This is a genomic window from Polynucleobacter sp. Fuers-14 (genome assembly GCF_018882045.1).
Lineage (GTDB): Bacteria > Pseudomonadota > Gammaproteobacteria > Burkholderiales > Burkholderiaceae > Polynucleobacter.
In genome coordinates this window covers 1-26,516 of record NZ_JACVPG010000009.1, presented here as the reverse complement: position 1 = coordinate 26,516, position 26,516 = coordinate 1, and the positions used below count along the sequence as shown (strand labels likewise).

At 45.3% G+C, this 26,516-nt stretch carries 27 protein-coding genes; 16 read left to right on the top strand and 11 right to left on the bottom strand.

The features are described from left to right. The first annotated feature begins 62 nt into the window (after window positions 1–62). The 3 genes from ICN40_RS06505 to ICN40_RS06495 are packed head-to-tail and all read left to right on the top strand — an operon-like array spanning window position 63 to window position 3,022. Window positions 63–1,298, top strand: coding sequence for a sorbosone dehydrogenase family protein (locus ICN40_RS06505; protein ID WP_255561273.1), 1,236 nt, complete (start codon window positions 63–65; stop codon window positions 1,296–1,298). Beyond that, window positions 1,295–1,894 carry a cytochrome c gene (locus ICN40_RS06500; RefSeq protein WP_216242949.1) on the top strand — a complete coding sequence of 200 codons (600 nt, stop codon included), beginning with the start codon at window positions 1,295–1,297 and terminating at the stop codon, window positions 1,892–1,894. Before ICN40_RS06505 ends, ICN40_RS06500 begins: the two co-directional genes overlap by 4 nt. Before the next feature lie 39 nt (window positions 1,895–1,933). Next, the gene (locus ICN40_RS06495) at window positions 1,934–3,022 is read left to right on the top strand and encodes an acyltransferase (RefSeq protein WP_216242947.1); all 1,089 of its coding nucleotides are present in this window, start codon (window positions 1,934–1,936) and stop codon (window positions 3,020–3,022) included. Here the strand turns inward: ICN40_RS06495 and yjgA are convergent. Continuing rightward, on the bottom strand, window positions 3,019–3,546 hold the full coding sequence (gene yjgA, locus ICN40_RS06490) for a ribosome biogenesis factor YjgA (RefSeq protein ID WP_216242945.1): 528 nt from the start codon (window positions 3,544–3,546) through the stop codon (window positions 3,019–3,021). The two genes, ICN40_RS06495 and yjgA, sit on opposite strands and share 4 nt — an antisense overlap. A gap of 119 nt (window positions 3,547–3,665) precedes the next feature. On the opposite strand from yjgA, the gene ICN40_RS06485 reads away from it, so the two are divergent. The 6 genes from ICN40_RS06485 (at window position 3,666) to ICN40_RS06460 (ending at window position 11,228) form a co-directional block, all read left to right on the top strand. Then, entirely contained in the window at window positions 3,666–5,291 is a 1,626-nt protein-coding gene (locus ICN40_RS06485) for a GMC family oxidoreductase (protein ID WP_216242943.1), read from the top strand. Further along, complete coding sequence (locus ICN40_RS06480; RefSeq protein WP_216242941.1) at window positions 5,284–6,198, top strand: EamA family transporter; 915 nt, start codon at window positions 5,284–5,286, stop codon at window positions 6,196–6,198. The genes ICN40_RS06485 and ICN40_RS06480 overlap by 8 nt, the downstream gene beginning before the upstream one ends. Before the next feature lie 135 nt (window positions 6,199–6,333). Further along, a complete protein-coding gene (locus tag ICN40_RS06475; RefSeq protein ID WP_216242939.1) occupies window positions 6,334–7,518 on the top strand; it encodes an ABC transporter substrate-binding protein in 1,185 nt (394 codons plus the stop codon). Window positions 7,519–7,659: 141 nt separating this feature from the next. Further along, a complete protein-coding gene (locus ICN40_RS06470; RefSeq protein ID WP_072583996.1) occupies window positions 7,660–8,538 on the top strand; it encodes a branched-chain amino acid ABC transporter permease in 879 nt (292 codons plus the stop codon). A gap of 2 nt (window positions 8,539–8,540) precedes the next feature. Then, the gene (locus ICN40_RS06465) at window positions 8,541–10,469 is read left to right on the top strand and encodes an ATP-binding cassette domain-containing protein (RefSeq protein WP_216243006.1); all 1,929 of its coding nucleotides are present in this window, start codon (window positions 8,541–8,543) and stop codon (window positions 10,467–10,469) included. Window positions 10,470–10,499: 30 nt separating this feature from the next. After that, on the top strand, window positions 10,500–11,228 hold the full coding sequence (locus tag ICN40_RS06460; RefSeq protein ID WP_216242937.1) for an ABC transporter ATP-binding protein: 729 nt from the start codon (window positions 10,500–10,502) through the stop codon (window positions 11,226–11,228). A 159-nt stretch (window positions 11,229–11,387) separates the two neighbouring features. Here the strand turns inward: ICN40_RS06460 and ICN40_RS06455 are convergent, their stop codons facing one another. Both ICN40_RS06455 and ICN40_RS06450 read right to left on the bottom strand, forming a co-directional pair. Continuing rightward, the gene (locus tag ICN40_RS06455; RefSeq protein WP_216242936.1) at window positions 11,388–12,203 is read right to left on the bottom strand and encodes a sulfite exporter TauE/SafE family protein; all 816 of its coding nucleotides are present in this window, start codon (window positions 12,201–12,203) and stop codon (window positions 11,388–11,390) included. Window positions 12,204–12,206: 3 nt separating this feature from the next. Then, window positions 12,207–13,451, bottom strand: coding sequence for an FAD/NAD(P)-binding oxidoreductase (locus tag ICN40_RS06450; protein ID WP_216242934.1), 1,245 nt, complete (start codon window positions 13,449–13,451; stop codon window positions 12,207–12,209). A 146-nt stretch (window positions 13,452–13,597) separates the two neighbouring features. Between ICN40_RS06450 and ICN40_RS06445 the strand changes: the two genes are divergently transcribed. Both ICN40_RS06445 and ICN40_RS06440 read left to right on the top strand, forming a co-directional pair. Next, window positions 13,598–14,458, top strand: coding sequence for an MBL fold metallo-hydrolase (locus ICN40_RS06445; RefSeq protein WP_216242932.1), 861 nt, complete (start codon window positions 13,598–13,600; stop codon window positions 14,456–14,458). A 5-nt stretch (window positions 14,459–14,463) separates the two neighbouring features. Then, window positions 14,464–14,784 (top strand): metalloregulator ArsR/SmtB family transcription factor, encoded by a 321-nt coding sequence (locus tag ICN40_RS06440; RefSeq protein ID WP_216242930.1) that lies wholly within the window; start codon window positions 14,464–14,466, stop codon window positions 14,782–14,784. 24 nt (window positions 14,785–14,808) lie between these two features. On the opposite strand, the gene ICN40_RS06435 is transcribed toward ICN40_RS06440, so the two are convergent. From ICN40_RS06435 to ICN40_RS06415, 5 genes are read right to left on the bottom strand one after another with little or no spacing between them, the layout of a single operon-like run. Further along, a complete protein-coding gene (locus ICN40_RS06435) occupies window positions 14,809–15,216 on the bottom strand; it encodes a hypothetical protein (protein WP_255561272.1) in 408 nt (135 codons plus the stop codon). 14 nt (window positions 15,217–15,230) lie between these two features. Beyond that, the gene (locus tag ICN40_RS06430; RefSeq protein WP_216242928.1) at window positions 15,231–16,052 is read right to left on the bottom strand and encodes an FAD:protein FMN transferase; all 822 of its coding nucleotides are present in this window, start codon (window positions 16,050–16,052) and stop codon (window positions 15,231–15,233) included. Between the two features lie 2 nt (window positions 16,053–16,054). Next, window positions 16,055–16,612 (bottom strand): FMN-binding protein, encoded by a 558-nt coding sequence (locus ICN40_RS06425; protein WP_216242927.1) that lies wholly within the window; start codon window positions 16,610–16,612, stop codon window positions 16,055–16,057. 18 nt (window positions 16,613–16,630) lie between these two features. Next, the gene (locus ICN40_RS06420) at window positions 16,631–16,810 is read right to left on the bottom strand and encodes a hypothetical protein (protein ID WP_215321555.1); all 180 of its coding nucleotides are present in this window, start codon (window positions 16,808–16,810) and stop codon (window positions 16,631–16,633) included. Between the two features lie 12 nt (window positions 16,811–16,822). Next, window positions 16,823–17,737: a DUF6662 family protein gene (locus ICN40_RS06415; protein ID WP_216242926.1), complete on the bottom strand. Its 915-nt coding sequence runs from the start codon at window positions 17,735–17,737 to the stop codon at window positions 16,823–16,825. Between the two features lie 152 nt (window positions 17,738–17,889). On the opposite strand from ICN40_RS06415, the gene ICN40_RS06410 reads away from it, so the two are divergent. Beyond that, complete coding sequence (locus ICN40_RS06410; RefSeq protein WP_072583987.1) at window positions 17,890–18,132, top strand: DUF3820 family protein; 243 nt, start codon at window positions 17,890–17,892, stop codon at window positions 18,130–18,132. Here ICN40_RS06410 and ICN40_RS06405 read toward each other — a convergent pair. Then, window positions 18,124–19,146 (bottom strand): DNA/RNA non-specific endonuclease, encoded by a 1,023-nt coding sequence (locus ICN40_RS06405; RefSeq protein WP_216242925.1) that lies wholly within the window; start codon window positions 19,144–19,146, stop codon window positions 18,124–18,126. The genes ICN40_RS06410 and ICN40_RS06405 overlap by 9 nt on opposite strands. A gap of 507 nt (window positions 19,147–19,653) precedes the next feature. Here ICN40_RS06405 and ICN40_RS06400 point away from each other — a divergent pair. Beyond that, on the top strand, window positions 19,654–20,646 hold the full coding sequence (locus ICN40_RS06400) for a transglycosylase SLT domain-containing protein (protein ID WP_216242924.1): 993 nt from the start codon (window positions 19,654–19,656) through the stop codon (window positions 20,644–20,646). 80 nt (window positions 20,647–20,726) lie between these two features. Here ICN40_RS06400 and ICN40_RS06395 read toward each other — a convergent pair whose 3' ends face one another. After that, entirely contained in the window at window positions 20,727–21,074 is a 348-nt protein-coding gene (locus ICN40_RS06395; protein WP_072583173.1) for an FKBP-type peptidyl-prolyl cis-trans isomerase, read from the bottom strand. Between the two features lie 87 nt (window positions 21,075–21,161). Here ICN40_RS06395 and ICN40_RS06390 point away from each other — a divergent pair, with 87 nt between their 5' ends. Then, window positions 21,162–22,178, top strand: coding sequence for a DUF6352 family protein (locus tag ICN40_RS06390; protein ID WP_216242923.1), 1,017 nt, complete (start codon window positions 21,162–21,164; stop codon window positions 22,176–22,178). On the opposite strand, the gene ICN40_RS06385 is transcribed toward ICN40_RS06390, so the two are convergent. Then, window positions 22,175–23,371 carry an MFS transporter gene (locus ICN40_RS06385; protein ID WP_216242922.1) on the bottom strand — a complete coding sequence of 399 codons (1,197 nt, stop codon included), beginning with the start codon at window positions 23,369–23,371 and terminating at the stop codon, window positions 22,175–22,177. The two genes, ICN40_RS06390 and ICN40_RS06385, sit on opposite strands and share 4 nt — an antisense overlap. Window positions 23,372–23,607: 236 nt before the next feature. Between ICN40_RS06385 and ICN40_RS06380 the strand changes: the two genes are divergently transcribed. Together ICN40_RS06380 and ICN40_RS06375 are read left to right on the top strand one after the other, a co-directional pair. After that, the gene (locus tag ICN40_RS06380) at window positions 23,608–25,842 is read left to right on the top strand and encodes an NADP-dependent isocitrate dehydrogenase (RefSeq protein ID WP_216242920.1); all 2,235 of its coding nucleotides are present in this window, start codon (window positions 23,608–23,610) and stop codon (window positions 25,840–25,842) included. A gap of 100 nt (window positions 25,843–25,942) precedes the next feature. Next, a complete protein-coding gene (locus ICN40_RS06375; protein ID WP_216242918.1) occupies window positions 25,943–26,350 on the top strand; it encodes a BLUF domain-containing protein in 408 nt (135 codons plus the stop codon). Window positions 26,351–26,516: the final 166 nt, after the last annotated feature.

Genomic DNA, 26,516 nt, shown 5'->3' with positions numbered 1-26,516 from the left:
GCACAAAAATGCTATAGCATTGCTTTATTAATAAAAATAAACAAAATTATGGGAGATTCAGAATGAAGCACAACATGAAGCACAACACCCTTCAAGCACTAATGTTTGCTGCCAGCATGGCAGTTGTTAGTATTGCTGGCGCACAAGCTCCTGCCGCTGCTCCAGCTAGCGGGATCCCGCCAACCTGGGCACAAGGCAGAACTACGGATGGCATGAATCCTTCATTGGCACCTAATCCTCCTGGCATCTCTGCTATGCCTGCGGATGAAATTCCTGTTAGCAAACTCAAAGTGCCTGCTGGTTTTAAGGTGGAGCTCTGGGCCTCTGGTATGCCTAATGGCCGCTCAATGACAGAATCTCCAAGTGGCACTGTTTATGTGGGTACTCGTTTTACTGGCAATGTTTATGCGGTAGTATCGAAAGATGGCAGGCGCGAAGTAAAGACAATTGCTAAAGGCTTGCATCGTCCTAATGGCGTTGCGTTTGTAAATGGCTCGCTTTATGTGGCCGAACTCTCACGCATTATTCGCTATGACAATATTGAGAAAAATTTAGATAACCCACCGGCACCAGTAGTGGTATTCGATGCGCTTCCTAAAGATGAGCCGCACGGTTGGAAGTTCATGACATTAAGCCCTGATGGACAGTATTTGTATTTCCAGATCGGTACGCCAGCTAATATTGTTGTACCGCCATATACTCATGCTGCGATAGTACGCTTAAACTTGAAAACTAATATTTTGGAATACGTGGCTACTGGTGTACGTAACAGCGTTGGTATGGATTTCCAAAAAGGTACAAAAGAACTTTGGTTTACCAACAATGGCCGTGATTGGGCGGATGAGAACCTACCAAACGACACCTTAAATCGATTGGCTCATAAAGGCATGAACTTTGGTTATCCATTCTGTCATCAAGGCGACTTCTTGGATCCTGAGTTCGGTAAGGGCCGTTCATGCGATGAGTTTGATAAGCCAGAAATGAAACTAGGCGCTCACGTTGCTGCTTTGGGTATGCGTTTTTATAATGGCAATATGTTTCCAGCAGAATACAAAGGCAACATCTTTATTGCTGAGCATGGCTCTTGGAATAAAACGAAGAAATCCGGTTATCAAGTTGTGCGCGTAGTTTTGGATGGCAAGAACAAACCAGTCAAGCTAGAGCCATTTATTACTGGCTGGGTTGAGGGTGAAAACTTTTGGGGCCGTCCAGTAGATGTACAAATGCTCAAAGACGGTTCTATGTTGGTATCCGATGATGAGACCGGTGCAATCTTCCGCGTGTCTTACGGTAAATGAAATCAGTAATCAACACTAAGGCCATCCTCGGGGTGGCCTTTTTTACCACTCTTTGTTTATCACCGGTTGTCTATGCTGCACCTCCTGATGCAGTAGCTGGAAAAGTAAAAGCACAAACTTGTTTTGCTTGTCATGGTGAGGATGGCATCTCCGTATCACCAGATATTCCTAATCTTGCTGCGCAACCACCACTCTCCATTACTTATCAGTTGATTCAGTTCAGGGGGCAGCAGCGTAAGGGCAGGGCGATGGAAGCGCTTGCTGCACCACTCAGTGATCAAGATATGCGAGACATCGCTGTTTACTTTGCTAGCTTGCCTGCGCCACCTGCAAAATTAGGTAATGCTGATCAAATTGCTAAAGGTCAACAAATCTCCAGTACCCAGTATTGCAACTCCTGTCATGGTCCACAGCTTCAAGGTCAGAAACACATTGCGCGATTAGCTGGGCAATCCAAGGAATATCTCATTACTCAGCTGAAGAATATTCGATCCGGCGCTCGAATTGATATGGATGGCACAATGGGAAGTGCTGCACGCGGCCTCAGTGATGATGATATTGATGCCTTGGCTACCTATGCTGCTTCTCTGAAGTAGCTCCGCAGTCCCTAATCAACCCTTTATTCAATATTTTCATTGCAGTCTAAAAACCATTTTCTTCTCGTCGATTTTTTAAAGACCTTCGCAGCCTTAATCATTATTCTTCACCATTTTTCGAGTTATGGCCAAATTGCAGAGGATGCAAGGTTGTTACTCCCTGGGGTAATGACTTGTTTGTTTGAGTATGGTCGTTACGCAGTGCAAATCTTTTTGGTCATGGGCGGGTATCTTGCGGCCCAATCATTGACGCGCTCTAATGACCTGAAAAGTGCTCGCAATGTGTTGAAAACAATCTTTAATCGTTACTTACGATTATTTGCACCCTATGTAGTAGCGCTCATTCTTACGATTGTTTGCGCCTGGATTGCGCGCTTCTGGGTTCGAGATGAGTTTGTTGGCGAATCAGAAACCCTGGGTCAGTTCTTGGCCCATTTATTTTTTCTCCAAGGCATCTTAGGCTTAGATTCGATTTCTGCTGGCGTTTGGTATGTGGCGATTGATTGGCAGCTCTATGCCATTCTGGCAATCATGTTGGGGATGTTTCCCGGCTTACGCTCCCTGATATGGACGCTGTTGGTACTCTGCGTAGCATCGCTACTATTTTTTAATCGATCTGGCGCTTATGAAAACTACTTCATTTACTTTATAGGGGCCTATGGACTGGGTGTGCTGGCACAGCTTTGCAAGAACTATCCTGACCCCATGGTAAATCGATTTGCCAGAATCATGTTTGTAGGGATTGGGGTGGTCATTGTTGTTTCAAGCTTTCACCAAATTTGGCTCAGAAATATATTGGCTTACATAGTCGCCATTGCCCTAATCCTTTGGGGAGACTCGGCTTACAAAGATCAGAAGCAGGATCAGAAACGCCCTCAGCATCAGTCCAGAAAACACAAGCTGGTCAATGTCATTCTCTGGGGAAGCAGAAGATCGTACTGTGCTTTCTTAATTCATTTCTCGTTTGTATTGCTGGCAAACACGCTGTATATCGCTTGGGGAATGAGCGCCTTTCATGATGGCGTTATGGCGCTTGCTTTGATGCTGGTTGCTGTTGTTGCTAGCTGGGTGACAGCAACCTATCTCTATCGCTGGGTAGAAGTGCCTGCTCGCAAGATTAAGCTTTAAAGACCCATATCTTTCAGAACGCGAAAAATTTCGCGGTAGGCTTTAGGCGGCTTGTTTTGTTCTTTCTCACGACGTGCATTCCGAATTAAGGTACGCATATTCTGAATATCCATATCGGGATATTGCTCAATCATCTTCGTAAACGCTTCATCATTTGTAATGAGTCTATCGCGATAGCTTTCCAAGAAATGTAGCTTGGCAGTCTCAGCTTTGCTCACACCTTGAATCGCATCTAAACGCTTCTGGATCGCATCCAATTCTTCGTCGTCCAAGAAGCGCATGAGTTTGCCAAGATATTGCTTATGACGACGAATCGCTTCAAAACTCTTAATTTTGTTAGTCTCTGCAATCGCAGCCTTAATAGCCTCATCCATGGGGATCGTTTTTAAGGCGTCACTGCTCAAGGCTGCCAGAACTTCAGCCAACTTCTGGCGTTCGGTCATTTGGCGCTTTAACTCAGACTTACTGGGCCCATCATCAGGGTCAGTTAGCTTGGGAGTGCGATTCTTCTCATTAATATGCATATCGCTATTTTAGACGGGTATTGAAGTAATTCCTGGAGATGCCTTATTTTCTAGTTTGGTAAATAATAGGCATCAATACTGGAGAATCACTGAATAACGCATTATTTGACTTAAAGAACATGACTCAAGCAAACACTTACGACTACATCATTATTGGGGCGGGTAGTGCCGGCTGCATGTTGGCTAAGCGCTTGACTGAGAATCCTAATAAGAGGGTCTTGCTGATTGAGGCTGGCAAGAATGACAACTACATCTGGATCCACATTCCAGTTGGATACTTGTATTGCATTGATAACCCAAGGGCAGATTGGCGTTTTAAAACTGCCGCCGAAAAGGGCTTAAACGGCCGATCCTTGCTGTATCCGCGTGGACGTGTTTTGGGTGGATGCTCATCGATTAACGGCATGATTTATATGCGTGGTCAAGCAGGGGACTATGAGTCTTGGGTTCAGGCAACTGGCGATGATTCTTGGTCTTGGGAAAATGCCCTTAAGCGTTACAAGTCATTTGAGGATTACCACAGCGCTGCAAATGAGTGGCATGGTAAGGGTGGTGAGTGGACCGTTTCAAAGCAGCGCTTACGTTGGCCTATCATGGATCGATTTAAAGAGGCTGCAGTTGAGGCGGGCATTCCGGCTTCAGAGGACTTCAATTGCGGTGATAACTTTGGCGTGGGTTACTTCGATGTGAGTCAACGCGCTGGTTGGCGCTTAAATACATCGAAAGCTTTTTTAAGGGATGCGGCAAAGCGTCCCAATCTCACAGTATTAACCCAAGCTGTGGTGACAAAACTTAAAATTGATCCCGCCACTAAAAATTGTCTTGGAGTTGAATACATCAAGGATGGTCAATCCCGCGAAGCCTTATGTGCCATCGAGCAAGGTGGCGAAGTGTTGTTGAGCGCAGGCGCGATTGGTAGCGTACAAATTCTAGAGCGCTCCGGTGTTGGCGCTGCTGTACATCTCAATCAATTGGGCATCCCTGTTATCGCTGATCTTCCGGGCGTGGGCGAGAACTTACAAGATCATTTACAGCTGCGCATGGTTTACAAAGTGAATGGTATTAAGACCTTAAACACGAAAGCCAATACTCTTTTGGGAAAGATGATGATCGGCTTGGAGTATCTCTTTAAGCGATCGGGTCCAATGTCGATGGCACCATCGCAGTTAGGTGCATTTGCGTATAGCTCACCAGAGCAAAAGAGTGCCAACGTTGAGTATCACGTGCAACCATTGTCCCTGGAAAAGTTTGGTGAAGATTTGCATTCATTTAATGCCTTTACGGCAAGCGTTTGCAATGTACGCCCCACCTCGCGAGGTAGTGTTCACATTAACTCGACTGATCCTGAAGCGCCGCCAGTGATTAGTCCGAATTATTTGTCGACTGATGAAGATCGCAAGGTAGCAGCAGAATCTTTACGCTTAACTCGCAAGATTGCCCAGCAGGCCGCCCTTGGTCCTTATGCTCCAGAAGAATACAAACCAGGCGTGCAATATCAAACGGATGATGAGTTGGTTAAAGCGGCGGGGGATATTGGCACAACCATCTTCCATCCGGTAGGCACATGCAAGATGGGGCGCGCGGATGATCCGATGGCGGTGCTCGATTCTGAATTACGCGTGAGAGGTATTCATCATCTGCGGGTAGTCGATGCTTCGGCGATGCCTACGATTACCTCGGGCAATACCGCTGCCCCCACGATGATGATCGCTGAGCGCGTGTCGGAATTGTTAACGCGTGCCTAAGACTTCACAGAAAAGCTATTCATTACCCGCTAGTCATTTATTGCTAGCGCTGGCTATTGTGGCAGTGTGGGGTACGAACTTTGTAGTCATTAAATTGTCACTCGCAGCTTTTCCACCATTTTTGTTCGCTGCACTCAGATATACCTTTGCATTTCTTCCGCTGGTGTTCTTTGTGCCAAGACCCAAAACATCTTGGGTCAATCTTTGTATTTATGGTTTAGCAGTGGGCGTGGGGCAGTTCGGAGTCCTGTACTTTGCGATCGATGGCCGTATCTCCCCGGGTCTAGCTTCCCTGGTGATTCAGACCCAGGTATTTTTTACTATCGGCTTTGCGATGTTTTTTGCCAAAGAGCGTTTGCGCACTTATCAAATGCTGGCGGTGCTAGTTGCTATGGCTGGCTTGGGAATTATTGCGCTGCACACTGATGCCACAACCACCTTCTTGGGACTTGCCTTGGTGGTATTTACTGGCTTTTCGTGGGGGGTTGCCAATACGGTTAGCCGAAGGGCGGGCTCTATTAATATGCTGGCCTACGTGGTTTGGGCGAGCGCTTTTGCGATTCCTCCCTTATTTGCAATTTCTTACCTTTTTGAGGGTTGGGGGCATATGAGCACTTCTTTAACCTCAGCCCCAGTAGGGGCATGGGCTGGTGTTCTTTGGCAGTCTTGGGGGAACACCATCTTTGGTTATTCCGCCTGGGCGTGGCTGCTCTCTAAGCATCCGGCGGCAGTGGTTGCGCCTGCGCCTTTGCTGGTACCTATTTTTGGCATGGGGGCGGCAGCCTATTTCTTGGGGGAGTCATTGCCGCCATGGAAGATCTTGGCAGCGGGCTTGGTGATAGTTGGACTGATCATCAATCTTTTTTGGCCAAACATTGAACGCAGCCTGAAACGGCAATTTTCTTGAGTCTCTTGGGCTAATGTAAAACCCTAATACAAGGCCCTTTTTTTGCCTTTGTATTAACAGTAAGATAACTGTTCGTTTCGGTTTTACCTATAAAAAAGTATTTATTAATTAGCAATTTTTAGTCATGGAGACTTTATGAACATTCGTCATCACATTTTTGCAGTAGCCGCTGCTGCAATGCTTACAACCGGCGCTTATGCTGCCGATATCAAACTTGGTGTTGCAGGTCCATTTACTGGTGGTTCATCCTCAATGGGTGTCAGTATGCGTGACGGTGTTCGCCTTGCTGCAAAAGAAATTAATGCTGCTGGTGGTATTAACGGCAACAAAATCGTTTTGGTTGAGCGCGATGATGAAGCGAAAAACGAGCGTGGCGTTCAAATTGCACAAGAATTGATTAACAACGAAAAAGTAGTTGCTACTTTGGGTTACATCAATACCGGTGTTGCATTGGCTTCACAGCGCTTTTATCAAGAAGCAAAGATTCCAGTATTTAACAACGTTGCAACAGGCACATTGATTACTCATCAGTTCCCAAATGCTGCTGAAAACTATGTTTTCCGTAATGCTGCAGCTGACAATATTCAAGCACCAATGATCGCTAAAGAAGCGGTTGAGAAGCGTGGTTTGAAAAAGGTAGCCATTTTGGCTGACTCAACAAACTACGGTCAGTTAGGCCGCGAGGACTTAGAGAAGGCATTGAAAGGTTACGGCATAACTCCAGTTGCAACTGAAAAGTTCAACATCGGTGACGTTGACATGACTTCACAATTACTCAAGGCAAAGAATGCTGGCGCTGATGTTGTTTTGACTTACGCAATTGGACCTGAGTTGGCACAAATTGCTAACGGTATGGCAAAGTTGGGTTGGAAAAAGCCAATCATTGGTAGCTGGACATTGTCTATGGCCAGCTTCATTGATACAGCCGGTAAGAACGGTAACGGTGCAACCATGCCTGAGACTTTCATTCAACAGCCTGCAACTACTCCAAAGCGTAAGGTATTCGTAGATACATACCTAAAAGAGTTCAAGCCAAAGAACGGCATCATTGCTTCTCCAGTATCAGCAGCTCAAGGTTACGATTCTGTATACCTATTGGCTGCAGCTATCAAGCAGGCAAACAGCACAGAGGGACCAAAGATATTGGCGGCATTGCAAGATCTGAAGACTCCAGTTGACGGCGTTGTAATGACCTATAACAAGCCATTTACTGCAACTGACCATGAAGCTATCAAGGCAAAAGACGTGGTGATGGGTGTAGTTGAAAATGGCCGCGTTGAGTTCTTAAATGCTGAGGATGCTACAGCGAAAAAGAAGTAATTCAAGCTATAAGGCAGGCAATCTAAATAATTATTTTGCACTGCAGCATTAGATAAAGCAGAACGCCGCCTACAAGCGGCGTTCTGCTTACAATGTCGGATTCGTTAATAAAACAGTTTTAAGAATATTTAGGCCAATAACATGGACATGTTTGCACAAATCCTCTCGAGCGGCATAGCGGTGGGGATGATCTACGCGGTCATCGCTTTCGGCTTTCAGCTCACATTTGCCACATCTGGCACCTTGAACTTCGGTCAGGGTGAAGCGCTGATGTTAGGTGCTCTTGTAGGTTTAACTTGCGTAGATACCTTTGGCATGAATTACTGGGTGATGATTCCAGTAGTTTGCTTGTTTGGTATGTTGCAGGGTAGCTTCGTTGAGCTCATCGGCGTCCGTCCTGCAATTAAGATTAAATCGGAGTTTGGTTGGATTATGTCTACCATCGCTCTCGGTATTATTTTCAAGAACGTGGCTGAAAATATTTGGGGTCGTGATGCATTGCCATTTCCTTCACCGTTACCAATGGAGCCAATGAGTTTCTTGGGTGCAAATATTCTGCCAATGGAAATTTTAGTAGTCGTTGGCGCATTAGTGATGATGTTGTTGGTGGAGTTCTTTAACCGTAAAACTATTTACGGTAAAGCGGTTGTTGCGACAGCCAATGACCGTGATGCAGCTGGCTTGATGGGTATTAATACCAGCGTAGTAATTACCTTCTCTTATGCGCTTTCTTCTTTAACTGCAGCGTTCGCGGGCGTATTGATTGCACCGTTAACTCTGACTGGCGCAACCATGGGTGGCGCGCTAGGATTAAAGGCTTTCGCTGTAGCGATTATTGGCGGCTTATCTAGCGGCCTTGGCATTATTGTTGGTGGCTTGATTCTCGGTATCGTAGAAACAGCAACCGGTTTTTATATCTCTACTGGTTACAAAGATGTGCCCGGCTTGATCTTGTTATTGCTCGTGTTGGCGTACAAACCATCTGGTCTCTTCGGCAAATCTGCGATTAAGAAAGTTTAATGATGAAATTGAAGTCTCTATTACCGATATTCATTGCGATTGCGGGGCTCGTTTGCTTCCCCCTGTTCGTCCACAATCCTTATTACATTCACCTAGTTGAAACGATTCTGATCTACACCATCCTTTTGTTCGGATTGGATATCGTAGTCGGTTATGTAGGTCAAGTATCTTTGGGTCATGCTGGCTTGTTTGGTATTGGTTCTTATACGGCAGGTATTTTATTTTTCCATTTAGGCCTCCCAATTTGGGCGACCATTCCCGCATCCATTATTGTTACGGCTATCTTTGGTGGCATCTTGGCGCTGCCTGCTCTCAAGGTGGTTGGGCCTTATTTGGCGATGGTGACCTTGGCTTTTGGAACAATTGCGCAGATTCTGATTAATGAGATGGATTGGTTAACCGAAGGGCCATTGGGAATTAAGCTAACACTCCCTGAGCTCATGGGTGTTCCTATGAGCGTCACCGAGTATTTTTGGTTGGTATCAGCAGTAGCTATTTTGGCAATGATTGTTGTCGATCGTTTTGTTAAATCACAAATGGGCCGCGCTTTTGAAGCATTGCGTGATAGCCCAATTGCTTGTGACTGCATGGGTGTATCTGTTTATCGCTTTAAGGTGATCGCATTTGTGATTAGCGCTGGTTTTGCTGGTTTGGCTGGTTGCTTGTATGCCTACTCAGAGCAATATATTTCACCTAATACCTATAACAACGAGCTAGCCGTTTTATTCTTGCTCGGTATCATTATGGGTGGACGTAAGTCACGCCTTGGTGCGATCATTGGTGCGGCCATCATTGTCTTATTGCCAAAACTCTTGGACGACATCAATCTATTCCGCATCGTTGCTTCGATTATTGCAATCGTGGTGGTAGTGGGGGCTGGCATGGCTCTATCCAAGAAGATAACTACTCCTAAGCGCGTAGCTCTTCCAATCATCGGTGTAGTGGGCTTAGCAGCATTTTCATTTTGGTTGAATAGCATTTCTGATTGGCGTTTGAGTATTTTTGGCTTCATGATTTTGCTAGTGGTGTATTACTTGCAAAGCGGTATCGTTGGTTTCGCGAAAAGCTTCTACCAGGCGATGGTTGGTAAGGCTAAAACTACTCGCGGCGGTGATCACGAAGAGGTGGATGATTCCATTAACTTCATTAGTACTGTTGCCAATCAAAATACGGGTGCTGAGCTCCTGAAAGTTGACTCTGTATTGATGCAGTTTGGTGGCTTAAAGGCATTGAACAATGTTGACCTCAGTATCAAGCGCGGCACCATCCATGGTTTGATCGGTCCTAACGGATCCGGTAAGAGCACGATGATGAACGTGTTGACTGGTATTTACACACCTACTGCAGGTAACGTGTTGTACGCAGGTGAAAGCGTGGTTGGTAAGACTTCTTCCGATATCGCCCTGTCTGGTATCGCACGCACCTTCCAAAACGTTCAACTCTTCGGTGAAATGACGGCGATCCAAAATATTTTGGTTGGCTTGCATCACACCTTTAAATCAAACATGTTTGAAATTGCATTACATCTGCCACGTTATAAGAAAGAAGAAGCTGAAGCATATGCTCGTGCAATGGCCTTGCTCAAATTCGTTGGTCTAGATGATTTAGCGAATGAAGAAGCGCGTAACTTGCCATACGGTAAGCAACGTTTGCTGGAGATTGCTCGTGCCTTAGCATTGGATCCTGAGTTGCTCTTGTTGGACGAGCCTGCTGCTGGTTTAACAGCACCAGACATCAAAGAACTCTTGCGCATTATTCGTAAGATCCGCGATAGCGGTATTACTTTCATCCTGATTGAGCATCACATGGATGTGGTGATGTCAGTTTGCGATACCGTTTCTGTATTGGACTTTGGTCAGAAGATTGCAGAAGGTAAACCAGCTGAAGTTCAGGCAGACGAGAAGGTGATTCATGCCTACTTGGGTACTTAATCACTAGAACATATTGAATCGGTAAATACCATGTTATCTATTAAGAATCTTGAAGCAGGTTACGGCAAAGTTAAAGTCCTCCATGGCATCAATATTGATGTTCCCAAAGGGCAAGTAATTACTTTGATTGGCTCAAACGGTGCTGGCAAAACCACCACCATGCGCGCTATTACTGGCATGATTAAGCCAACAGCTGGCGAAGTCACATTAGGCGGCGAAAAAATTGATGGTTACGACTCTCATAAAATCGCCCGCCTAGGTTTGGCTCACAGCCCTGAAGGCCGCCGCGTGTTTACAACGATGTCCGTAACTGACAACTTGTTGCTTGGTGCGTTTCCACGCTTTACTGGTAGCCGTCCAAAAGGGGACATCAAGCAAGACTTGGAAAAGTCTCTTGAAATGTTCCCACGTCTCAAGGAACGTCGCAATCAATTGGCTGGTACTTTGTCTGGTGGTGAACAGCAAATGTTGGCAATGGCTCGTGCTGTAATGCTGAACCCAGAGATCATTCTTTTGGATGAGCCATCTATGGGCCTAGCTCCAATCTTAGTTGAGGAAGTATTTAGAATCATCTCTAACTTGAAATCACAGGGTGTAACCATGTTGTTGGTTGAGCAGTTTGCTGCTGCTGCTTTAAACGTAGCTGACTATGGTTATGTTCTAGAGAACGGCAAGATCGCTACTCACGGACCCGCTGAAAAGCTTAAGGACGATCCCGCCGTGAAAGCGGCTTACTTGGGTGGTGCTGGTGGTCACTAAGTAGTTTTCGATGTTGAAGAAAATAAGGGCCCTTAGCAATAAGGGCTTTTTCTTTTGGGGATGTAAGCTACCCCGATTTAGCTTGATAATCGCTTTATAGCCTCTCAAATCGTTAAGCGCCGAGGCTGGAGGTCTTTTGAGTACCGCCAAAAGATGGCATCAATGATTTATTGCCTTGATCATTAAGCTCACGGCAATGATTAATGTAAAGACTGCAAATATTTGTTGAATTCTAGGGCCGCTTATTTTTTTCTCCAATACTTTTCCTAGTAGAAGTCCCAATAGTGAACCGCAGGCAAAAGGTATTGCAATGGCTGTATTCAGAGTTCCAGATGCAAGGGAGATAAAGGCACCCCCAGCAGAAACAATTGCGAGAACACCAAGTGATGTGGCAACAATTGATTTCATTGGCAGGTCAGTGAATTTATTTAAGGCGGGAACTAGAATAAATCCCCCGCCGACACCTAGTAGGCCCGATAAAAATCCAGCAGTGGCGCCAGAGAACATTAGCGCACGAGCACATGGCACTGTCCAAATCAGCTTTCCGATCGATGAATCTAGTTGGCAGGGCGGACTTTTAATTTGTGGAAGAGGTTCTCCAGAAAGATTTCTAGCTACCTGTAAAAGCATCCGAATAGAAACGTACATCAACACCAGGCTAAATAATATTAGTAGCGGAGTGTTCGGTACCTTCTGGGCTAGCCATAAACCAGCCGGGGATAGAATCAAGCCAAAAATCGCCATTAACATGGCTGCTTTATAGCGAAGTGCTTTGGCCTTGAACCCAATTACAGCGCCTGCAAAAGCCGAAACAGTAATTGCTGTTAATGCTATCGGCCCTGCCTCTGACATTGGCAGATGCAGAAGAAACACCAGTAAGGGTACAGATAAGATGCCGCCCCCAGCCCCCGTCAGGCCCATTAAGACGCCAACAAATGCACCAATTGCTAAGGTTAGGTAGGGCAAAAAGTCCATCAATTAATTTTCAAATGGACGCGCTAACCACTCTCTTCCCTTAAGCATCGCATTCCAGTAAAGCCAAGGAAGAACATCTTTCTTCAGAATCCAAGCGAGTCTTGTAGCTTTAAGTGGATTAATGAGCCAAGGAAAAGTGGGCAAGAGTTTTCCACCAAAACCAAACTCCGCCAAAATAATTTTTCCGTTCCCTACTGTCAGTGGGCATGAGCCATAACCGTCATATTTAGTTGGCAGTGGTTTGTTGTGTTTTGCTGCTAGTAAGTTCTCTGCGACGATCACAATTTGTTTTCTGGCTGCTGCAGCAGTTTTAGAGTTTGGCGACGAACAGCAATCACCAAGTCCGAAGATATTCGGGTAGCGAGTATGTTGAAGGGTGAACTGGTCTACATCTACAAAGCCATCAGCATTAGAAACAGGGCTTCCCTTGAGGCAGTCTTGAGGGCCTTGTGGGGGTACTACATGTAGCATGTCAAACGATTTTTCAACCTGCGTGACATTTCCATCAGCATCTTTGACTGCAAAAATCGCTTTTTTAGCTGGGCCATCTACAGAAATGAGATTGGTATTGAAATTGAGTTTGGCGTTGTATTTTTTGACATATTCCATAAGCGGCGGAACAAAGTCGGCTACACCAAAGAGTGCGGCACCCGCATTGTCTAATTCAACCTCAATATTGTTTAGGCTACCTTGTTTCTGCCATTCATAGCAAGATAGATACATTGCCTTCTGAGGTGCGCCAGGGCATTTGATTGGCATCGGGGGTTGCGTAAAAATGGCTTTCCCAGACTTCAGGCCTTGAACAAGTTCCCAGGTATAAGGAGAGGACATATAACTATAGTTAGAGGTCACCCCATTTTTACCAAGTGTTTCCTTGAGCCCGGGTATAGCATCCCAGTTTGTCTTAATGCCTGTTGCAATTGCTAGTTGCTTATATTTAACTGCAGCACCATTACTAACCAGAACTTCATTGGCCTCTGGATTGAAGCCCACAATCTTCTCTTTAATCCAGCGCACTCCTGATGGAATGAGATCTTTAGTTTGACGACGACTATTTGTGACGTTAAATGCACCGCCGCCCACTAGTGTCCAAGAAGGTTGGTAATAGTGCTCTTCAGAGGGCTCAATGATTGCGATATTAAGTGAGCGATCTCTGGATTTCAGGCTAGCGGCTAAGCCTATGCCAGCAGCGCCGCCGCCTGCAATTACTACGTCAAATACATTGGAACCCGAGTTTGCTGAAGTCATGCTATCTCCACTTCTATGTTTTATTAGATCTAGGTCAATAAAATAGCTTGAATTATAGTCATTGGCTATCAGGGTTTATGATTACTCTACATTTTTATATAGTATTTATCATAAAATAAACCATTTACTGCAAACTGGAAAAATAGATGAAACCGATTGTTAAGGGCTTTTTTGACCCGGATACCTGGACCGTAACTTATGTGGTTTATGAGAAACCGGGTTCACCATGTTTAATTATTGATTCAGTGCTGAATTATGACCATAAGTCAGGGCGTACTAAAACGAAATCAGCTGATGAGGTGATTGAGTTCGTCAAGGCCAATAACCTGACTACAGAATGGATTTTAGAAACCCATGCACATGCAGATCATGTTTCAGCAGCGCCGTATCTAAAATCAAAATTAGGCGGCAAGATTGCCATAGGTGATCATATCTCGGTGGTACAGGGAGTATTTAAAAAAGTGTTTAATTTGGAAGAGTCATTTCAAGCGGACGGCTCTCAGTTTGATGATTTGCTTAAAGATGGGGAAGAAATTCACTTTGGAAAACTAAGCTTTAAGTCCCTCTTTGTCCCCGGTCATACGCCAGCCTGTATGGCATACCAAGTAGGTGATGCCGTTTTTGTAGGCGATACCATGTTTATGCCTGACGTTGGAACTGCCCGATGTGATTTTCCAGGCGGTGATGCACACATGCTTTATAAGTCGATGCAAAAGATTTTGAGCTTTCCTGGTGAGACTAGATTATTTATGTGCCACGACTATCCGCCAAATGGGCGTCCAGTAAATTACGAAACAACAGTGGCAGAGCAGAAGAAATCGAATATTCATATGCATGATGGTATTACTGAGGATGAGTTTGTTCAGATGCGCAGTAAGCGTGACGCCACATTAGATATGCCGGCACTTATTTTGCCTTCGATCCAAATTAACATTCGTGCAGGTGATATGCCTCCGAAGGAAAGCAACGGGATTTCATATTTAAAGATCCCCCTTAACGCACTGTAATTTTCATGTTGAACGAAAAAAAGCGAATTGCAGAGCTTAAGAAGATGCAGTCTTCTGCCACAAAGGCTTGCGAGTTCTTAAAAGTACTTTCAAACCCGAGTCGACTGATGTTGTTGTGTGAAATCGCCGTTGAGGAGCGGTGCGTTGGGGACCTGGAGGAATCAACCGGAATACATCAACCAACCTTATCGCAACAGCTGACAGTCCTACGTACTAAAAATTTGGTTAAGACACGCAGAGACGGTAAGCAAATTTATTACTCTCTTTCCAGTGACATAACGTTATCGGTCATGAACTTGCTCTACAGTCATTATTGTAAAAAATAAACCTGTTTTTATCACTCTCACGATTTAGTTAACAATTGTTTTTGGCTTCCTAATGACGGTTAGGTGTAATAAAAAGATGACAGCGAACAGCAGGCCAATAATCCAGTGGGTGCTAATTACTCCATCGCGGATTTCCTCTGGCCCGTAATAAAGCATTCCGCCGGTAATGAGAAGTGCAAATAGAAAGCCCAGCTGGCTAAAGCCACTCCACAACTGCTTTCTGGACTTATAGCCCGCCTTGATATGAAATGACATTACTGATCCAAGAGCTAAGGTAGCAAGCATTGCAGCAATGCCATGAGCTGCGAGAATGCTGTGGGTGCCAAGAGTAGATCTTTGTATCTGAAATTGATGCCCCAGAAGATACATCAGGCCAGTGATTGAACAAGCCATCATGCCGCAGATGACAAACGTTCTTTGCCAGCTGGACATCCTCCCAAGGCGGCTCATGCGACTATCCTCAGTGCTTGCGCTGAGAAATGGCTGAAGCACGGGTGATGCTCATTATTGGATAAGGCTAAAACCTTGGTGAGTGCATCAGCATAAACACACTCTTTTGCAAGGATAGAGAATGACCCAGCAATCTCCACATGAACCTCGGAAAAATTCTGGGCTAGAGGGTTGATGATATGACTCTTCTGACTATCTCTTTTTGCAAAGTAAAGGCTACTGGTGGCAATAGCTCCATCTTTCAAAGATCCGATATTTATTAACTCCTCAGATCTCTCAGGATGGCGAACTTGAATTGGGAGGGAGGCGCTCCCAAAAACCCGTAGGTCACCACCAGCATTCACCGAGCCAGATGCGATGCCCTCTGATATTAAGACTCTCACCGCCATATCTACCGCAAACCCTTTGGCGATTCCACCCAGATCAAGGCAGACCGGGCGGCTGGACTTTATCAGGTCAGGAGCTAGGAAGTGAATGTCTTCAACGCCACCAAGATCGTGATTGGAGTAGTTGATATGGCGGGGCAATAATCCTGCAGCAACCAGACGATGGCCGATTCCACAATTAAATAGGCCATCGGATTCAAGATGAACCTCTTTCGCGATTCGGATGACTTGCGCAGTCCATGGATGAATCTCAACTACTTCCATGTGAGCACTTCGATTGATTTGGCTTAGCTCACTTTCAGGATCATGAAATCCCATGAGGTCATGAACATTTTGAATGGCTGCAAAAGCATTATCAATAGCCTCTTGACCATCATTTTGATTTATGGAGATCTCAACAAAGGTGCCAAGAAGTGGTTTACAACGAAGCATTGTTACTTTCCGAGGCTGGGTTTTGAGTTAGAGTTCTTCAGGGCTAGGTTATATAAAACTGTTATCCGCTTCACTCCATCAGTGAGGTGTTTGCAAGACAGTGTTGCGCCACCAATATTCTGAATATCTTGATTGAGCTTGATAGGGTCGTTTGCGGTCTTGCCTACAAACTGTTTGCGCCATTGCGCTTCTGCTACTTCATAACCATAAGACTCAACGTATTCCAAAACTTCGATACCAGCGATACTGCCATTTGGGTTGATAGCAACGGCATAAGTAATCATTTCATGTTTGCCTATGACTTCGTCAACCACAAACCAGCTACCATCAGCTGCCCTCCAGATGCGCTCGCCCTGAAAGGGGTAGCGAATGCTAGATGCAATACGCATCTTTTCCTGAAGATCATCTGTAATGATGATGGGGTACTTCATCAATGCTTTATTGGGGAAAAGGATTTTTTGAGCTTGGTCTGCAGAAACATAAATTTTCGCATGGGCCATGATGGGTGCACTCATCATGACTAAACCAAGCATTGCTAACGGGCTGGGTTTCCAGTTCATAGGTTATTGAATAAAATCTTAGGCAGTGAGCAATTCATTCGCTTCATTACAAAGAGCCTGAATTTCTGGATTGATGCCTTGGACATTGGAGAGTTTGTCAAACATCATTAATGCTCTTTTCTTGGCTGTTTGACATTGGGTGGCTTGAAACTTCAGCAAATGAGCTAAAGCCGCAACTAATAGGTTCTGAATTTCCATAGTTTCTTTCGCTTAATTTAGCGGGAAACCAACTTTGACAATGAATTCATTTACTGAGTGGCTATCCCAGACACGAGCATCTGAGCACTCAGCCTCTCCGCCGCCCATGCAGGTGCCGCCTGCGAGTTGATAGCGCCAAGCGCCAGTAACCCACCAGTCTTTGGCTGCGTAATGCATATTGGGACCTACAAAAGTGGCTCTTTGAACTTGATTGCGTAAATTGAGCTCTGAATAATCATTATGAAAACGGGCCTCTACACCAGCCGACCACTTGGGGGCAAAGCGATAGCTCGCGCCCACTAGTAAATCGAGCATCGATTCAGGAACGTTACCGTTTTCAATAAACTTTAAGCGCTCATTCGCGGCTACAACGTTGCCCGCCAAAATTAATCGATCATCAATAAAGTTAGATTGAAGTAAAAGCCTCGCCTCGAGTTCATCTTTGTTTCTTCCCCATGTTGGCTCTAGATAAAGCCCTACACCTACTGGCGAAGTTACTGGATTGGTAATGCGATAAATCGCTTCTAGAGAGCCGCCTTCAATCCCACTTTTCTTATAGGCTGTGGAAGGATCGTGCGAAGAGGGAACGCCATAACCACCTGTACAGGTTGAGGCATCTCCGCATGCTTCTGGATTGGTGTAATTTTGATTTGCATTGGTGTAGTAAGAGTTGATATAGCCGGCAACTTGTAAGTCGTTAGTTAAGCCGTATTCCAGTTCGGTCCTAGCAGTTAATGCATCGTAAGTTCCCGCTGCTTGCTGTTGATTGAGTTGCAGGCGCTGCTCAAACTCCAGCTTGCCCTTAGGTTGTAAATCTAAGGTGTAAATCCAGCCAAACACTCCCTCGCCTGCATGGGCTAAAGAAAAGTGAAGTGTGGCAACTAAGAAGAGGCTGAATGCAAGAAGTCTATTAATGGTCAATTTCATGGGCCCTTGAGGTTGGTGGTTATCAATCTAAATGAGAATGGTTCTCAATATAGCATTAGATGAGAATGGTTCTCAACTAATGAAAATAACCATGACCTAAAAAATGGCGGAATCTATAGGCCTATTCTTTTTTGCTTGTAAGATTTCCCCAAATGAACGCTGAGTCCTTGGAAAAATTGGTTTTAATGAAGATGCCTTTTGGTAAGCACGCAGGGCGTGCATTGGCTGATCTGCCGGGGAATTATTTGGCGTGGTTTGCCCGCGAAGGTTTTCCCAAAGGCGAGCTTGGTGAATTATTGGAATTAATGCACACCCTAGACCACAATGGTTTGCGTGGACTCTTGGCGCCAATTCAGCGGGCGCATGGCCTGCAAGCTAGATCTAAATTACTTTGAGCGAATAATCAGTGTGACGCGGTTACGTTCGTAAGTCACAGTTGCTGATTCTGGTGGACTGCTTTGAATTAGGCCTGCCTTTAACTTGGCCTGCGATTCAATTTGCGAGGCAATCTGTTTTGCAAGATCGTCATTGCGGTCATATTGAATCTGAATGCTAGCTATCTTGCCCGACTTGATATTGTTAATGACATCATTGAGCTTGCTGGGGGAGTAATCGTCAAAAAATATGGGGTACCATCCGCCAACGAGAGTCTTTTGCCCCTTGATATCATGGGTCTGCGCCGATGTATCATTTGTATTGCTGCCTTGACTTACAGGTAAACGAAAGTCAATTCCCGTCTTTTGTACTAACTCTTGATAGGGGATTGGCGGAGTCATAGTTGCTTCATTGGTGTTTTCAATCCAATATCCCCAAGCAGTATTTTTATTGGAGTCGTATACCAACTTATATAAGTGGCTGGGAATCGTTACGTGACTTCTGCCAATACTGCCGCGGTTTCCAATCGATCCCGTGAAGACGTAAATATCGCCAGCAGCTCTTTTGACATAGGCCCTCGTTGGCTCCTCGACATTTTTGGCCCAGATTCCCTGATTGTTTTGCCTTGCCTGCGGCATCATATTGGCCAATGAGAAAGATTGAGCCATAGAGCGTTCATTACTCATGTCGCCTGCTGGGACGTTATGACCCCTATCAAAGCCGCTTCCGCGGTAATCTGAGAGCAGGGCCCGTTCGGAGAAGGGTAGTCTGGCTTCTTCGTAAAACTGATTACCTCTGCGCGGGTGCGGGGCGGAAAGCTGCTCCCGATTAAGCTTCTCAACGGTATAGATTGGCTTTTTATCCTGAGGAGAGTAGTAGATGGCAAAGCTATCAAAGCAAAGGTCGCGCCCCACCTGCGGACTGGTCGGTATTTGCTGAGCTGGGAATAGATCTTTGCAGTCTTCAAAAGCCGCAAGGGCATTTAATGAGGCCGAAACCGCTACAAGGGCAAGAAGGTGACTAAGGAATTTCATGTGCTCTTAGTGTATGACCTCCACCTCCCATGAACCCATATTTTCATCTTGGGCTAGCTCCACAGCTAATAAGAATCAGAACTCTTGTGATATTTTTTTGTATATCAAAGTGCATGTTTTCTTGAAGAAAGCCTTGTAAATACTGCCTTGCAATAACGTCTGCCTTGCCACTACCCCTAGAAAATTACAGACATGAAAGCACTAGATATATGATTTTTTGGTTTGAATTTTTGGCCAAAAACACAAAAAAGTCCTTTTTAAGCCAATTTTTTATAGAGTGAAATTAGTGCCCCCTAACTTACATAAGCTATTGATTTTATTGACTTATATATGTCTTTAGCTATCTGTATACGGGAGCTCCCGGATTCCTAGATCAATAAGTTATTGATTTCCACTTCTTTATTCTTGACTTGATATAAGAAACTTCTTAGGATGACCCATGTTTTTTAGATATTGCAATGCAGCATAAAACGGTAGTTTAGTTTTTTGAGGTCTTGCAAACAATGAATGAGTAAATGTTTAGCTAACAATTTGAGCGATATGCAGAACGCACAGTCAAGCGCTTTGACTGCTAAAGAGCTGCTGGCGCATGCCATGTCTCCAGTCTATCGGGTCATCAATGGCCTACTCGTTTTAACTGTGTTCATGGTGGTTGGGTTTTGGCTTTCAGGCAACGGCACTAATGCCGGCGCTTTTGACATTGCTCGTATCCTTGTTCCTGATGAGGCGCGTCACATAGTCTGGAGCAACGGCTTTGGCATGCTCAATCAATATAAAGAGTCCAATGAAGTATCAGCCACCCAGGCTGCTGATACTGAGATCGCCGCTGTGATCTATGGCAAGTCTAAGATTCCTGCTTCAATTGGTTTGACTAGCTCCAAGCAGCATACCGTGGCTTTGTTAATGCCCTCTGTGGCGCAAATGCAAGTGAAATCGATTTCTCATCTGTCCGACCGCATCCCAACATCAAAGATGGACCCCCAGGCTTTAGATAGCAACTTAATGGGTTCGATTCAGAATCAACGTGCCGTAGCTGACTTCTTTGAGAAGAAATACAGTCTCGATCGTGCGAAGATTGAAGAGTATGTTTCAAATACTATTTTGATTGCAAAAGAGGTCAACATCGACCCAGTGCTTTTGTTGGCGGTAATCTCAGTGGAATCTAACTTCAATCCCAATACCAAGAGTCAAGCCGGTGCTGAAGGCCTCATGCAGGTGATGACTGCAGTACACAAAGATAAGTATGCAATTTTTGGTGGGACTTCTGAAGCTGCCAAGCCTGAAGTTAATATCCGTGTTGGCGCCTATATTTTGAAATACCTCATTGCTACAGCCGGTTCATTGCGCAATGGTCTGAAGTATTACGTTGGCGCTGCGAATGCAGAGGATGATGGCGGATACGCGGACAAAGTGATGGCTGAAAGAAATCGTCTGATTGGTTTATGTCAAAACCGTTCGACTAATCGCCTGACGCTCAACGGCAAGGATCTACGCTCCTAAGTTTTTAGATCACGAGTTGATCGAAGTAAAAAAAGTCACCCGAGAGGGTGACTTTTGTTTTGCTGCCCGCTCTAGATGGCTTAGTTCACGCCGTGGAGCTCCACATCAAATACCAGGGTGGCATTTGGAGGAATAACGCCACCTGCACCACGAGGACCATAGCCCATCTCTGAAGGAATGATGAGGGTACGTTTGCCACCAATTTTCATGCCAGCTACGCCTTCATCCCAGCCTTTGATCACATGACCAGCGCCCAAGGGGAAGCTAAAGAGTTGGCCACGATCTAAGGAGCTGTCAAACTTTTGACCTTTATGGTCAGCAGCCTTTTCGTCATAAAGCCAGCCGGTGTAATGCACATCCACATGATTGCCTGCGGCAGCTTCTTTGCCTTCGCCCACAACAGTATCGATTTTTTTAAGTTCACTCATGATGTTTTCCTATTTCACACAAATTGATTGGCTAGTATATTCTGAGCCCTGTAAATCTCTTTGGTAATGACGCTTTAGCTAAAACGTATGACAAATTATTGGCCAAATTCTGCATATAGCACCCTGATCATCAGTTCTGATGATCAGTTGTTGGTGACGGATGACTTTTTGCGTACTTATATGGAGAGGCCGGAGCTCAAGCTGGTTCCCGAATCTTGCGCTATCGAACGTTCACTCCATCAGCGTTTAACTGACAACCCTCGTACAGATATTGCTGATGATGAAATCTCGGCAATGGCTGATGAGGATATTCAGGAGAACTATCGCGTTTGGCTGCGTTATCGGAAGCGTTTATTAGCGACAAGCTCCCTAGAGAGCTTTTATATGAGTTTATTTAAAGGTGAGGGAGTAGACGTACCGCCTTTGTTTATTGCTCAACTCGCCCAAATTTTCATTAGACATATCCTGGGTAATGATGCGCACCCACTGGAAGCCCGTATGGGCGAGCTCTTTTTCAGAACTCAAAAGATCACCGTTATTGATGATGGCATCGTGATGGGGGCGGATGATGAGGTGGTTGCTCGTAATGCCCAAGCCAGCGATACCGGCAACATCATGGACTTGCTCAAGGGTAAGTCAATGACAATGCGTTCAGCTGATCTAGATGTGCTGCATGAAGACAATGCTGATACCTATTGGACTCGAAACGAAGATTTTGATTTAGCAGTTCAGCTCAATTTTGGGCATGAGCCTATTAATCATTTTTGTCGCATCTTAGAGAAATGGATCAAACATTTCCTCGGGGTTAGTGTGCGCATTACCCCCATGCAGCAAATCATGGATCCCAAGTGGTCATGGCATGTTGGCCTAGATGCAGCCGCTACTGAAATACTGAATAAGCTTTACAACAAAGAGTTGGTAGAGGCAGATGAGTTGCAAAAGGTGCTTTGTTTATTTCGCTTAGACTTTATCGATGAGGCTGCTGTTGCTAAGGCGCAGGCTGGTAAGCCGGTATATATGGCTATTGCCATGAACGACCAGCAGCAGCTGAAGTTAAAGCCACAAAACCTTTTGTTTAACTTGCCACTAGCTAAAACTTCTTAGGCCGTCACTCGAGATTTTCTCCGTTGCTGAGCAAGCCAGAAAATCGCCAGACCGCTCACTACAACTGGGATGAGTGATCCCCAATTGAGGATGCTCCAACCATGTGAGGTGACTAGGGCGCCTGACCCGAAAGAAGTGAAGGCCATAGTTCCGAAGACGAAGAAATTAATGGCAGCCTGTGCTTTGTCCCTCTCATTGGATTGATAGGCAGTCATCGCCAAAGAGGTGGCGCCAGTAAATAAAAAGTTCCAGCCAACGCCGAGTAAAAATAACGCGATAAAGAATTGATGGAGATCGGTTCCGGTAAGAGCGATTGCAATGCAGATGAAGTTCAGAAGCACCCCAGTCCCCATCACTTTCAATACCCCAAATCGCTGGATGAGTGATCCTGTAAAAAATCCGGGAGCAAACATGCCAATCACATGCCACTCTAGAACTAAAGCGGTGTCCGAGAATGGTAGCCCACAGATTTGCATTGCCAAGGGTGTGGCGGCCATGAGTAGATTCATGACCCCATACCCCAATGCTGCACCAATGATGGCAACCATAAAGACGGGCTGCTGGAGAATGACTTTCAGTGGGCGTCCATCAGTGAGGGCATGATGGGTCTTTAGCTCTTGTGGAAAACGAATGAACTGCATGACGAAGATGCCAATGAACCCGGCAATGGATAGGGTGAGATAGGCCCCTAGAAAGGCGGTATCAAACAGATCTCGAGTCCAGGAGGCTAGATTAGGTCCAATGACTGCACCGAGGATGCCGCCAGCAAGCACCCAAGAGATCGCCTTATCGCGTTGACTCTGTTCTGTCAGTTCTGCTGCGGCGAAGCGATAGAGCTGCCCATTAGCGCTGTAATAGCCTGCAATAAAGGTCCCTAAGACCAACAGCCAAAAGTTTCTCGTGATGGCGGCGTAGGCGCATAGCAGTGCTGAGAGCATTGCTACTAGCAAGCCTAATTGGAAGGAAACTCTGCGCCCAAAGTAGTTTTGAGATTTAGCCACAATGGAGGTTGAAAAGGCGCCCCCGACAACATAGCCCATGACGGGTAGGGTAGCCATCCAGCTGGCTGGCGCAAGGCTGAGCCCAACAAGCCCATTGATGGCGATAAAAGTGACGTTATTGGTGAGGAATAGCCCCTGACAAATGATCAGTAGCACCAGATTTTTGTTGAGTAAAGGATGTTTGCTGGTCATAGCTTGGAGTTTACGGTGAATTTGAAGTCGAAGTTGTCTCGGTGGATTCCCTTAAATTGACCTTTATCAGACACTTTAAGGTGCAAAACCAGCATATTTGCCAAGTCTGATGATTTAAAATAGAGATCTCGCCTCATTGGCAAAAGGTGCGCTAAAAGCGACTTGCAAAATGTGGATTTGAGGGCGACAGGGTAAAAACCTGACTCTGTAATTTTTTCAATATTGAGGAAACATTCATGGCTTCAGAGAAATCAAAGATTATTTATACGCTGACAGATGAGGCGCCACTTTTGGCTACTCGCGCATTTCTGCCAATTATTCGTACTTTTGCAGCCCCTGCTGGCGTGGAGATCGTGACGAGTGATATTTCAGTCGCCGCCCGTATCTTGGCTGAGTTTCCTGAATGCCTGACCCCTGAGCAGCAAGTTCCCAATAACTTGGCTGAGCTAGGCAAAATGACTTTATTGCCTGATACCAACATTATTAAACTGCCAAATATTAGCGCCTCTGTACCTCAGCTGCTCGCCGCCATTAAAGAGTTACAAACTAAAGGCTACAAGATTCCTGATTTTCCTGAAGATCCAAAAACGGATGAAGAAAAATCTATTCGCACTCGCTATTCCAAATGCTTGGGAAGCTCAGTAAACCCTGTATTGCGCGAAGGTAACTCTGACCGCCGTGCTCCCCCTGCTGTGAAACGTTACGCTCGTAAAAATCCACACTCGATGGGGGAGTGGAGTCAGGCGTCACGCACTCACGTATCTCATATGCATGGCGGCGATTTTTATGCTGGTGAGAAGTCCATGACCTTGACTAAGGCTTGTGATGTGAAGATGGACTTGGTCACAAAGGGCGGTAAGACTATCGTCCTTAAACCAAAAGTCTCTTTATTAGCTGGCGAAATTATCGACAGCATGTACATGAGCAAAAAAGCGTTATGTGACTTCTATGAGAAAGAAATCGAAGACGCTTATAAGACCGGCATGATGCTGTCCTTGCACGTCAAGGCAACCATGATGAAAGTTTCTCATCCAATCGTGTTTGGTCACGCGGTAAAGATTTTCTACAAAGATGCTTTTGAAAAGCATGCCAAGCTGTTTGAAGAGTTGGGCGTGAATGCCAATAACGGTATGAGCAGCCTCTACGAAAAGATCAAGACTTTGCCGGAATCCAAGCGCGAAGAAATCATTCAAGATTTGCATGCCTGCCACGAGCATCGTCCAGCATTGGCGATGGTGGACTCTGCCAAAGGTATTACCAATCTCCATTCTCCAAGCGATGTGATCGTAGATGCTTCTATGCCTGCAATGATTCGTGCTGGTGGAAAAATGTGGGGTGCTGATGGTCGTTTGCATGACACGAAAGCAGTGATTCCAGAAAGTACCTTCGCGCGTATCTATCAAGAGATGATTAATTTCTGTAAGACACATGGCAACTTTGATCCAACGACGATGGGTACGGTTCCTAACGTCGGCTTGATGGCTCAACAGGCTGAAGAGTACGGCTCGCACGATAAGACTTTTGAAATACCAGAGGCTGGTGTAGCGCGTATCGTTGCCGATGATGGCACTGTATTGCTTGAACAAAATGTAGAAGAGGGTGATATCTGGCGTATGTGTCAGGTTAAAGATGCGCCAATTCGTGACTGGGTCAAGTTGGCCGTAAATCGCGCGCGTCTTTCTAATACTCCAGCAGTATTCTGGCTCGATGAGTACCGTCCGCACGAAGCTGAATTGATCAAGAAGGTGCATACCTACCTCAAGGATTACGATCTCACTGGTGTAGATATTCAAATCATGTCCCAGACGCGTGCAATGCGTTACACCTTAGAGCGCGTGATTCGTGGCAAGGACACGATTTCTGTGACGGGCAATATTTTGCGTGACTATCTCACTGACTTATTCCCAATTATGGAATTAGGTACTAGTGCAAAGATGTTGTCCATCGTGCCTTTAATGGCTGGCGGCGGCTTGTTTGAAACTGGCGCTGGCGGATCAGCTCCTAAGCACGTTCAACAATTGGTAGAAGAAAACCACTTGCGTTGGGATTCACTTGGTGAGTTCATGGCTTTAGCTGTATCTCTTGAGGATATCGGCGATAAAACTGGCAACAACAAGGTAAAGATCTTAGCCCGCACTTTGGATGAGGCGACTGGTAAGTTGTTGGATAACAATAAGTCACCTTCACCACGTACTGGTGAGTTGGATAACCGCGGTAGCCAGTTCTACTTAGCAATGTACTGGGCTGAAGCATTGGCCGCTCAAACGGAAGATAAAGAATTGCAAGCGCACTTTGCCTCTTTGGCAAAATCTTTACTTGAGAATGAGCAAAAAATTGCGGATGAACTTAAGGCGGTTCAAGGTAAGCCAGCAGATATTGGTGGTTACTTTATGCCCGATTCTGAGAAGTTTGAAGCAGTAATGCGTCCTAGCGCCACTTTGAATGCAGCTTTGAAGGCGGCAAACGCATAATAGGTATAAGCGATAAGTATTTAAATTTTAAAATAGCTTTAGTATTTAAAGGCAAACCTTCGGGTTTGCCTTTTTTATTTATTAATTCCATTTCTAAGTAATGCCTAAACCAAAAGACCTGGTTGAATTGAGTTATCTGAGTGAAGCTATCTCAGATATGTCTTTTCTTGGCTTAATGCGTTTGCTCAAGTCGGCGCGCGTGTTTAATCAAAAAAATGGTGTTACTGGCATTCTCTTTTACGATAACCAGCAGTTTGCTCAGGTGATTGAAGGTGAGCGTACCAATATTATGAAGGTATGGAAGAGAATCCAGGAAGATAAACGGCATCATCGTATTGGATTATTGGAGATTAAAGAAATTTCCGAAAGAAGCTATCCAGATTGGCTACTCCGCTTTTATGGCGGCGAGTCTTTAGTGAGAGACTACCCCGACTTGGCTGAAATGGTTGGCGGTATGGATAAAAATAGCCTCGCTTTGATGAACCAAATGCGGGCAAGTCAGTTTTAAGCAAGAAATTTCCATCGGTAGCAAAATAGGTTTATTAGGTGGATTCAACTACGAAGTGCAACTTTGAACAACTAGTTAAGGAGGCTAAGGATGTTTTAGTATCCAAAGCTTCTAGACCTGCAAGTCAAAGTAGCCATGACCTATCAACACCTTAGCCAAACTGAAC

What these genes read in the sequence shown, in the direction of transcription:
- ICN40_RS06460 (WP_216242937.1), top strand. Translation starts at nt 10,500, where the DNA reads ATGTTATCTATTAAGAATCTTGAAGCAGGTTACGGCAAAGTTAAAGTC.
- ICN40_RS06440 (WP_216242930.1), top strand. Translation starts at nt 14,464, where the DNA reads ATGTTGAACGAAAAAAAGCGAATTGCAGAGCTTAAGAAGATGCAGTCT.
- ICN40_RS06405 (WP_216242925.1), bottom strand. Translation starts at nt 19,146, where the DNA reads ATGAAATTCCTTAGTCACCTTCTTGCCCTTGTAGCGGTTTCGGCCTCA.
- ICN40_RS06430 (WP_216242928.1), bottom strand. Translation starts at nt 16,052, where the DNA reads ATGCTTCGTTGTAAACCACTTCTTGGCACCTTTGTTGAGATCTCCATA.
- ICN40_RS06455 (WP_216242936.1), bottom strand. Translation starts at nt 12,203, where the DNA reads ATGGACTTTTTGCCCTACCTAACCTTAGCAATTGGTGCATTTGTTGGC.
- ICN40_RS06505 (WP_255561273.1), top strand. Translation starts at nt 63, where the DNA reads ATGAAGCACAACATGAAGCACAACACCCTTCAAGCACTAATGTTTGCT.
- ICN40_RS06445 (WP_216242932.1), top strand. Translation starts at nt 13,598, where the DNA reads ATGAAACCGATTGTTAAGGGCTTTTTTGACCCGGATACCTGGACCGTA.
- ICN40_RS06420 (WP_215321555.1), bottom strand. Translation starts at nt 16,810, where the DNA reads ATGGAAATTCAGAACCTATTAGTTGCGGCTTTAGCTCATTTGCTGAAG.
- ICN40_RS06470 (WP_072583996.1), top strand. Translation starts at nt 7,660, where the DNA reads ATGGACATGTTTGCACAAATCCTCTCGAGCGGCATAGCGGTGGGGATG.
- ICN40_RS06400 (WP_216242924.1), top strand. Translation starts at nt 19,654, where the DNA reads ATGAGTAAATGTTTAGCTAACAATTTGAGCGATATGCAGAACGCACAG.
- ICN40_RS06415 (WP_216242926.1), bottom strand. Translation starts at nt 17,737, where the DNA reads ATGAAATTGACCATTAATAGACTTCTTGCATTCAGCCTCTTCTTAGTT.
- ICN40_RS06395 (WP_072583173.1), bottom strand. Translation starts at nt 21,074, where the DNA reads ATGAGTGAACTTAAAAAAATCGATACTGTTGTGGGCGAAGGCAAAGAA.
- ICN40_RS06475 (WP_216242939.1), top strand. Translation starts at nt 6,334, where the DNA reads ATGAACATTCGTCATCACATTTTTGCAGTAGCCGCTGCTGCAATGCTT.
- ICN40_RS06465 (WP_216243006.1), top strand. Translation starts at nt 8,541, where the DNA reads ATGAAATTGAAGTCTCTATTACCGATATTCATTGCGATTGCGGGGCTC.
- ICN40_RS06385 (WP_216242922.1), bottom strand. Translation starts at nt 23,371, where the DNA reads ATGACCAGCAAACATCCTTTACTCAACAAAAATCTGGTGCTACTGATC.
- ICN40_RS06450 (WP_216242934.1), bottom strand. Translation starts at nt 13,451, where the DNA reads ATGACTTCAGCAAACTCGGGTTCCAATGTATTTGACGTAGTAATTGCA.
- ICN40_RS06485 (WP_216242943.1), top strand. Translation starts at nt 3,666, where the DNA reads ATGACTCAAGCAAACACTTACGACTACATCATTATTGGGGCGGGTAGT.
- ICN40_RS06425 (WP_216242927.1), bottom strand. Translation starts at nt 16,612, where the DNA reads ATGAACTGGAAACCCAGCCCGTTAGCAATGCTTGGTTTAGTCATGATG.
- ICN40_RS06390 (WP_216242923.1), top strand. Translation starts at nt 21,162, where the DNA reads ATGACAAATTATTGGCCAAATTCTGCATATAGCACCCTGATCATCAGT.
- ICN40_RS06380 (WP_216242920.1), top strand. Translation starts at nt 23,608, where the DNA reads ATGGCTTCAGAGAAATCAAAGATTATTTATACGCTGACAGATGAGGCG.
- yjgA (WP_216242945.1), bottom strand. Translation starts at nt 3,546, where the DNA reads ATGCATATTAATGAGAAGAATCGCACTCCCAAGCTAACTGACCCTGAT.
- ICN40_RS06375 (WP_216242918.1), top strand. Translation starts at nt 25,943, where the DNA reads ATGCCTAAACCAAAAGACCTGGTTGAATTGAGTTATCTGAGTGAAGCT.
- ICN40_RS06410 (WP_072583987.1), top strand. Translation starts at nt 17,890, where the DNA reads ATGAACGCTGAGTCCTTGGAAAAATTGGTTTTAATGAAGATGCCTTTT.
- ICN40_RS06435 (WP_255561272.1), bottom strand. Translation starts at nt 15,216, where the DNA reads ATGTCCAGCTGGCAAAGAACGTTTGTCATCTGCGGCATGATGGCTTGT.
- ICN40_RS06500 (WP_216242949.1), top strand. Translation starts at nt 1,295, where the DNA reads ATGAAATCAGTAATCAACACTAAGGCCATCCTCGGGGTGGCCTTTTTT.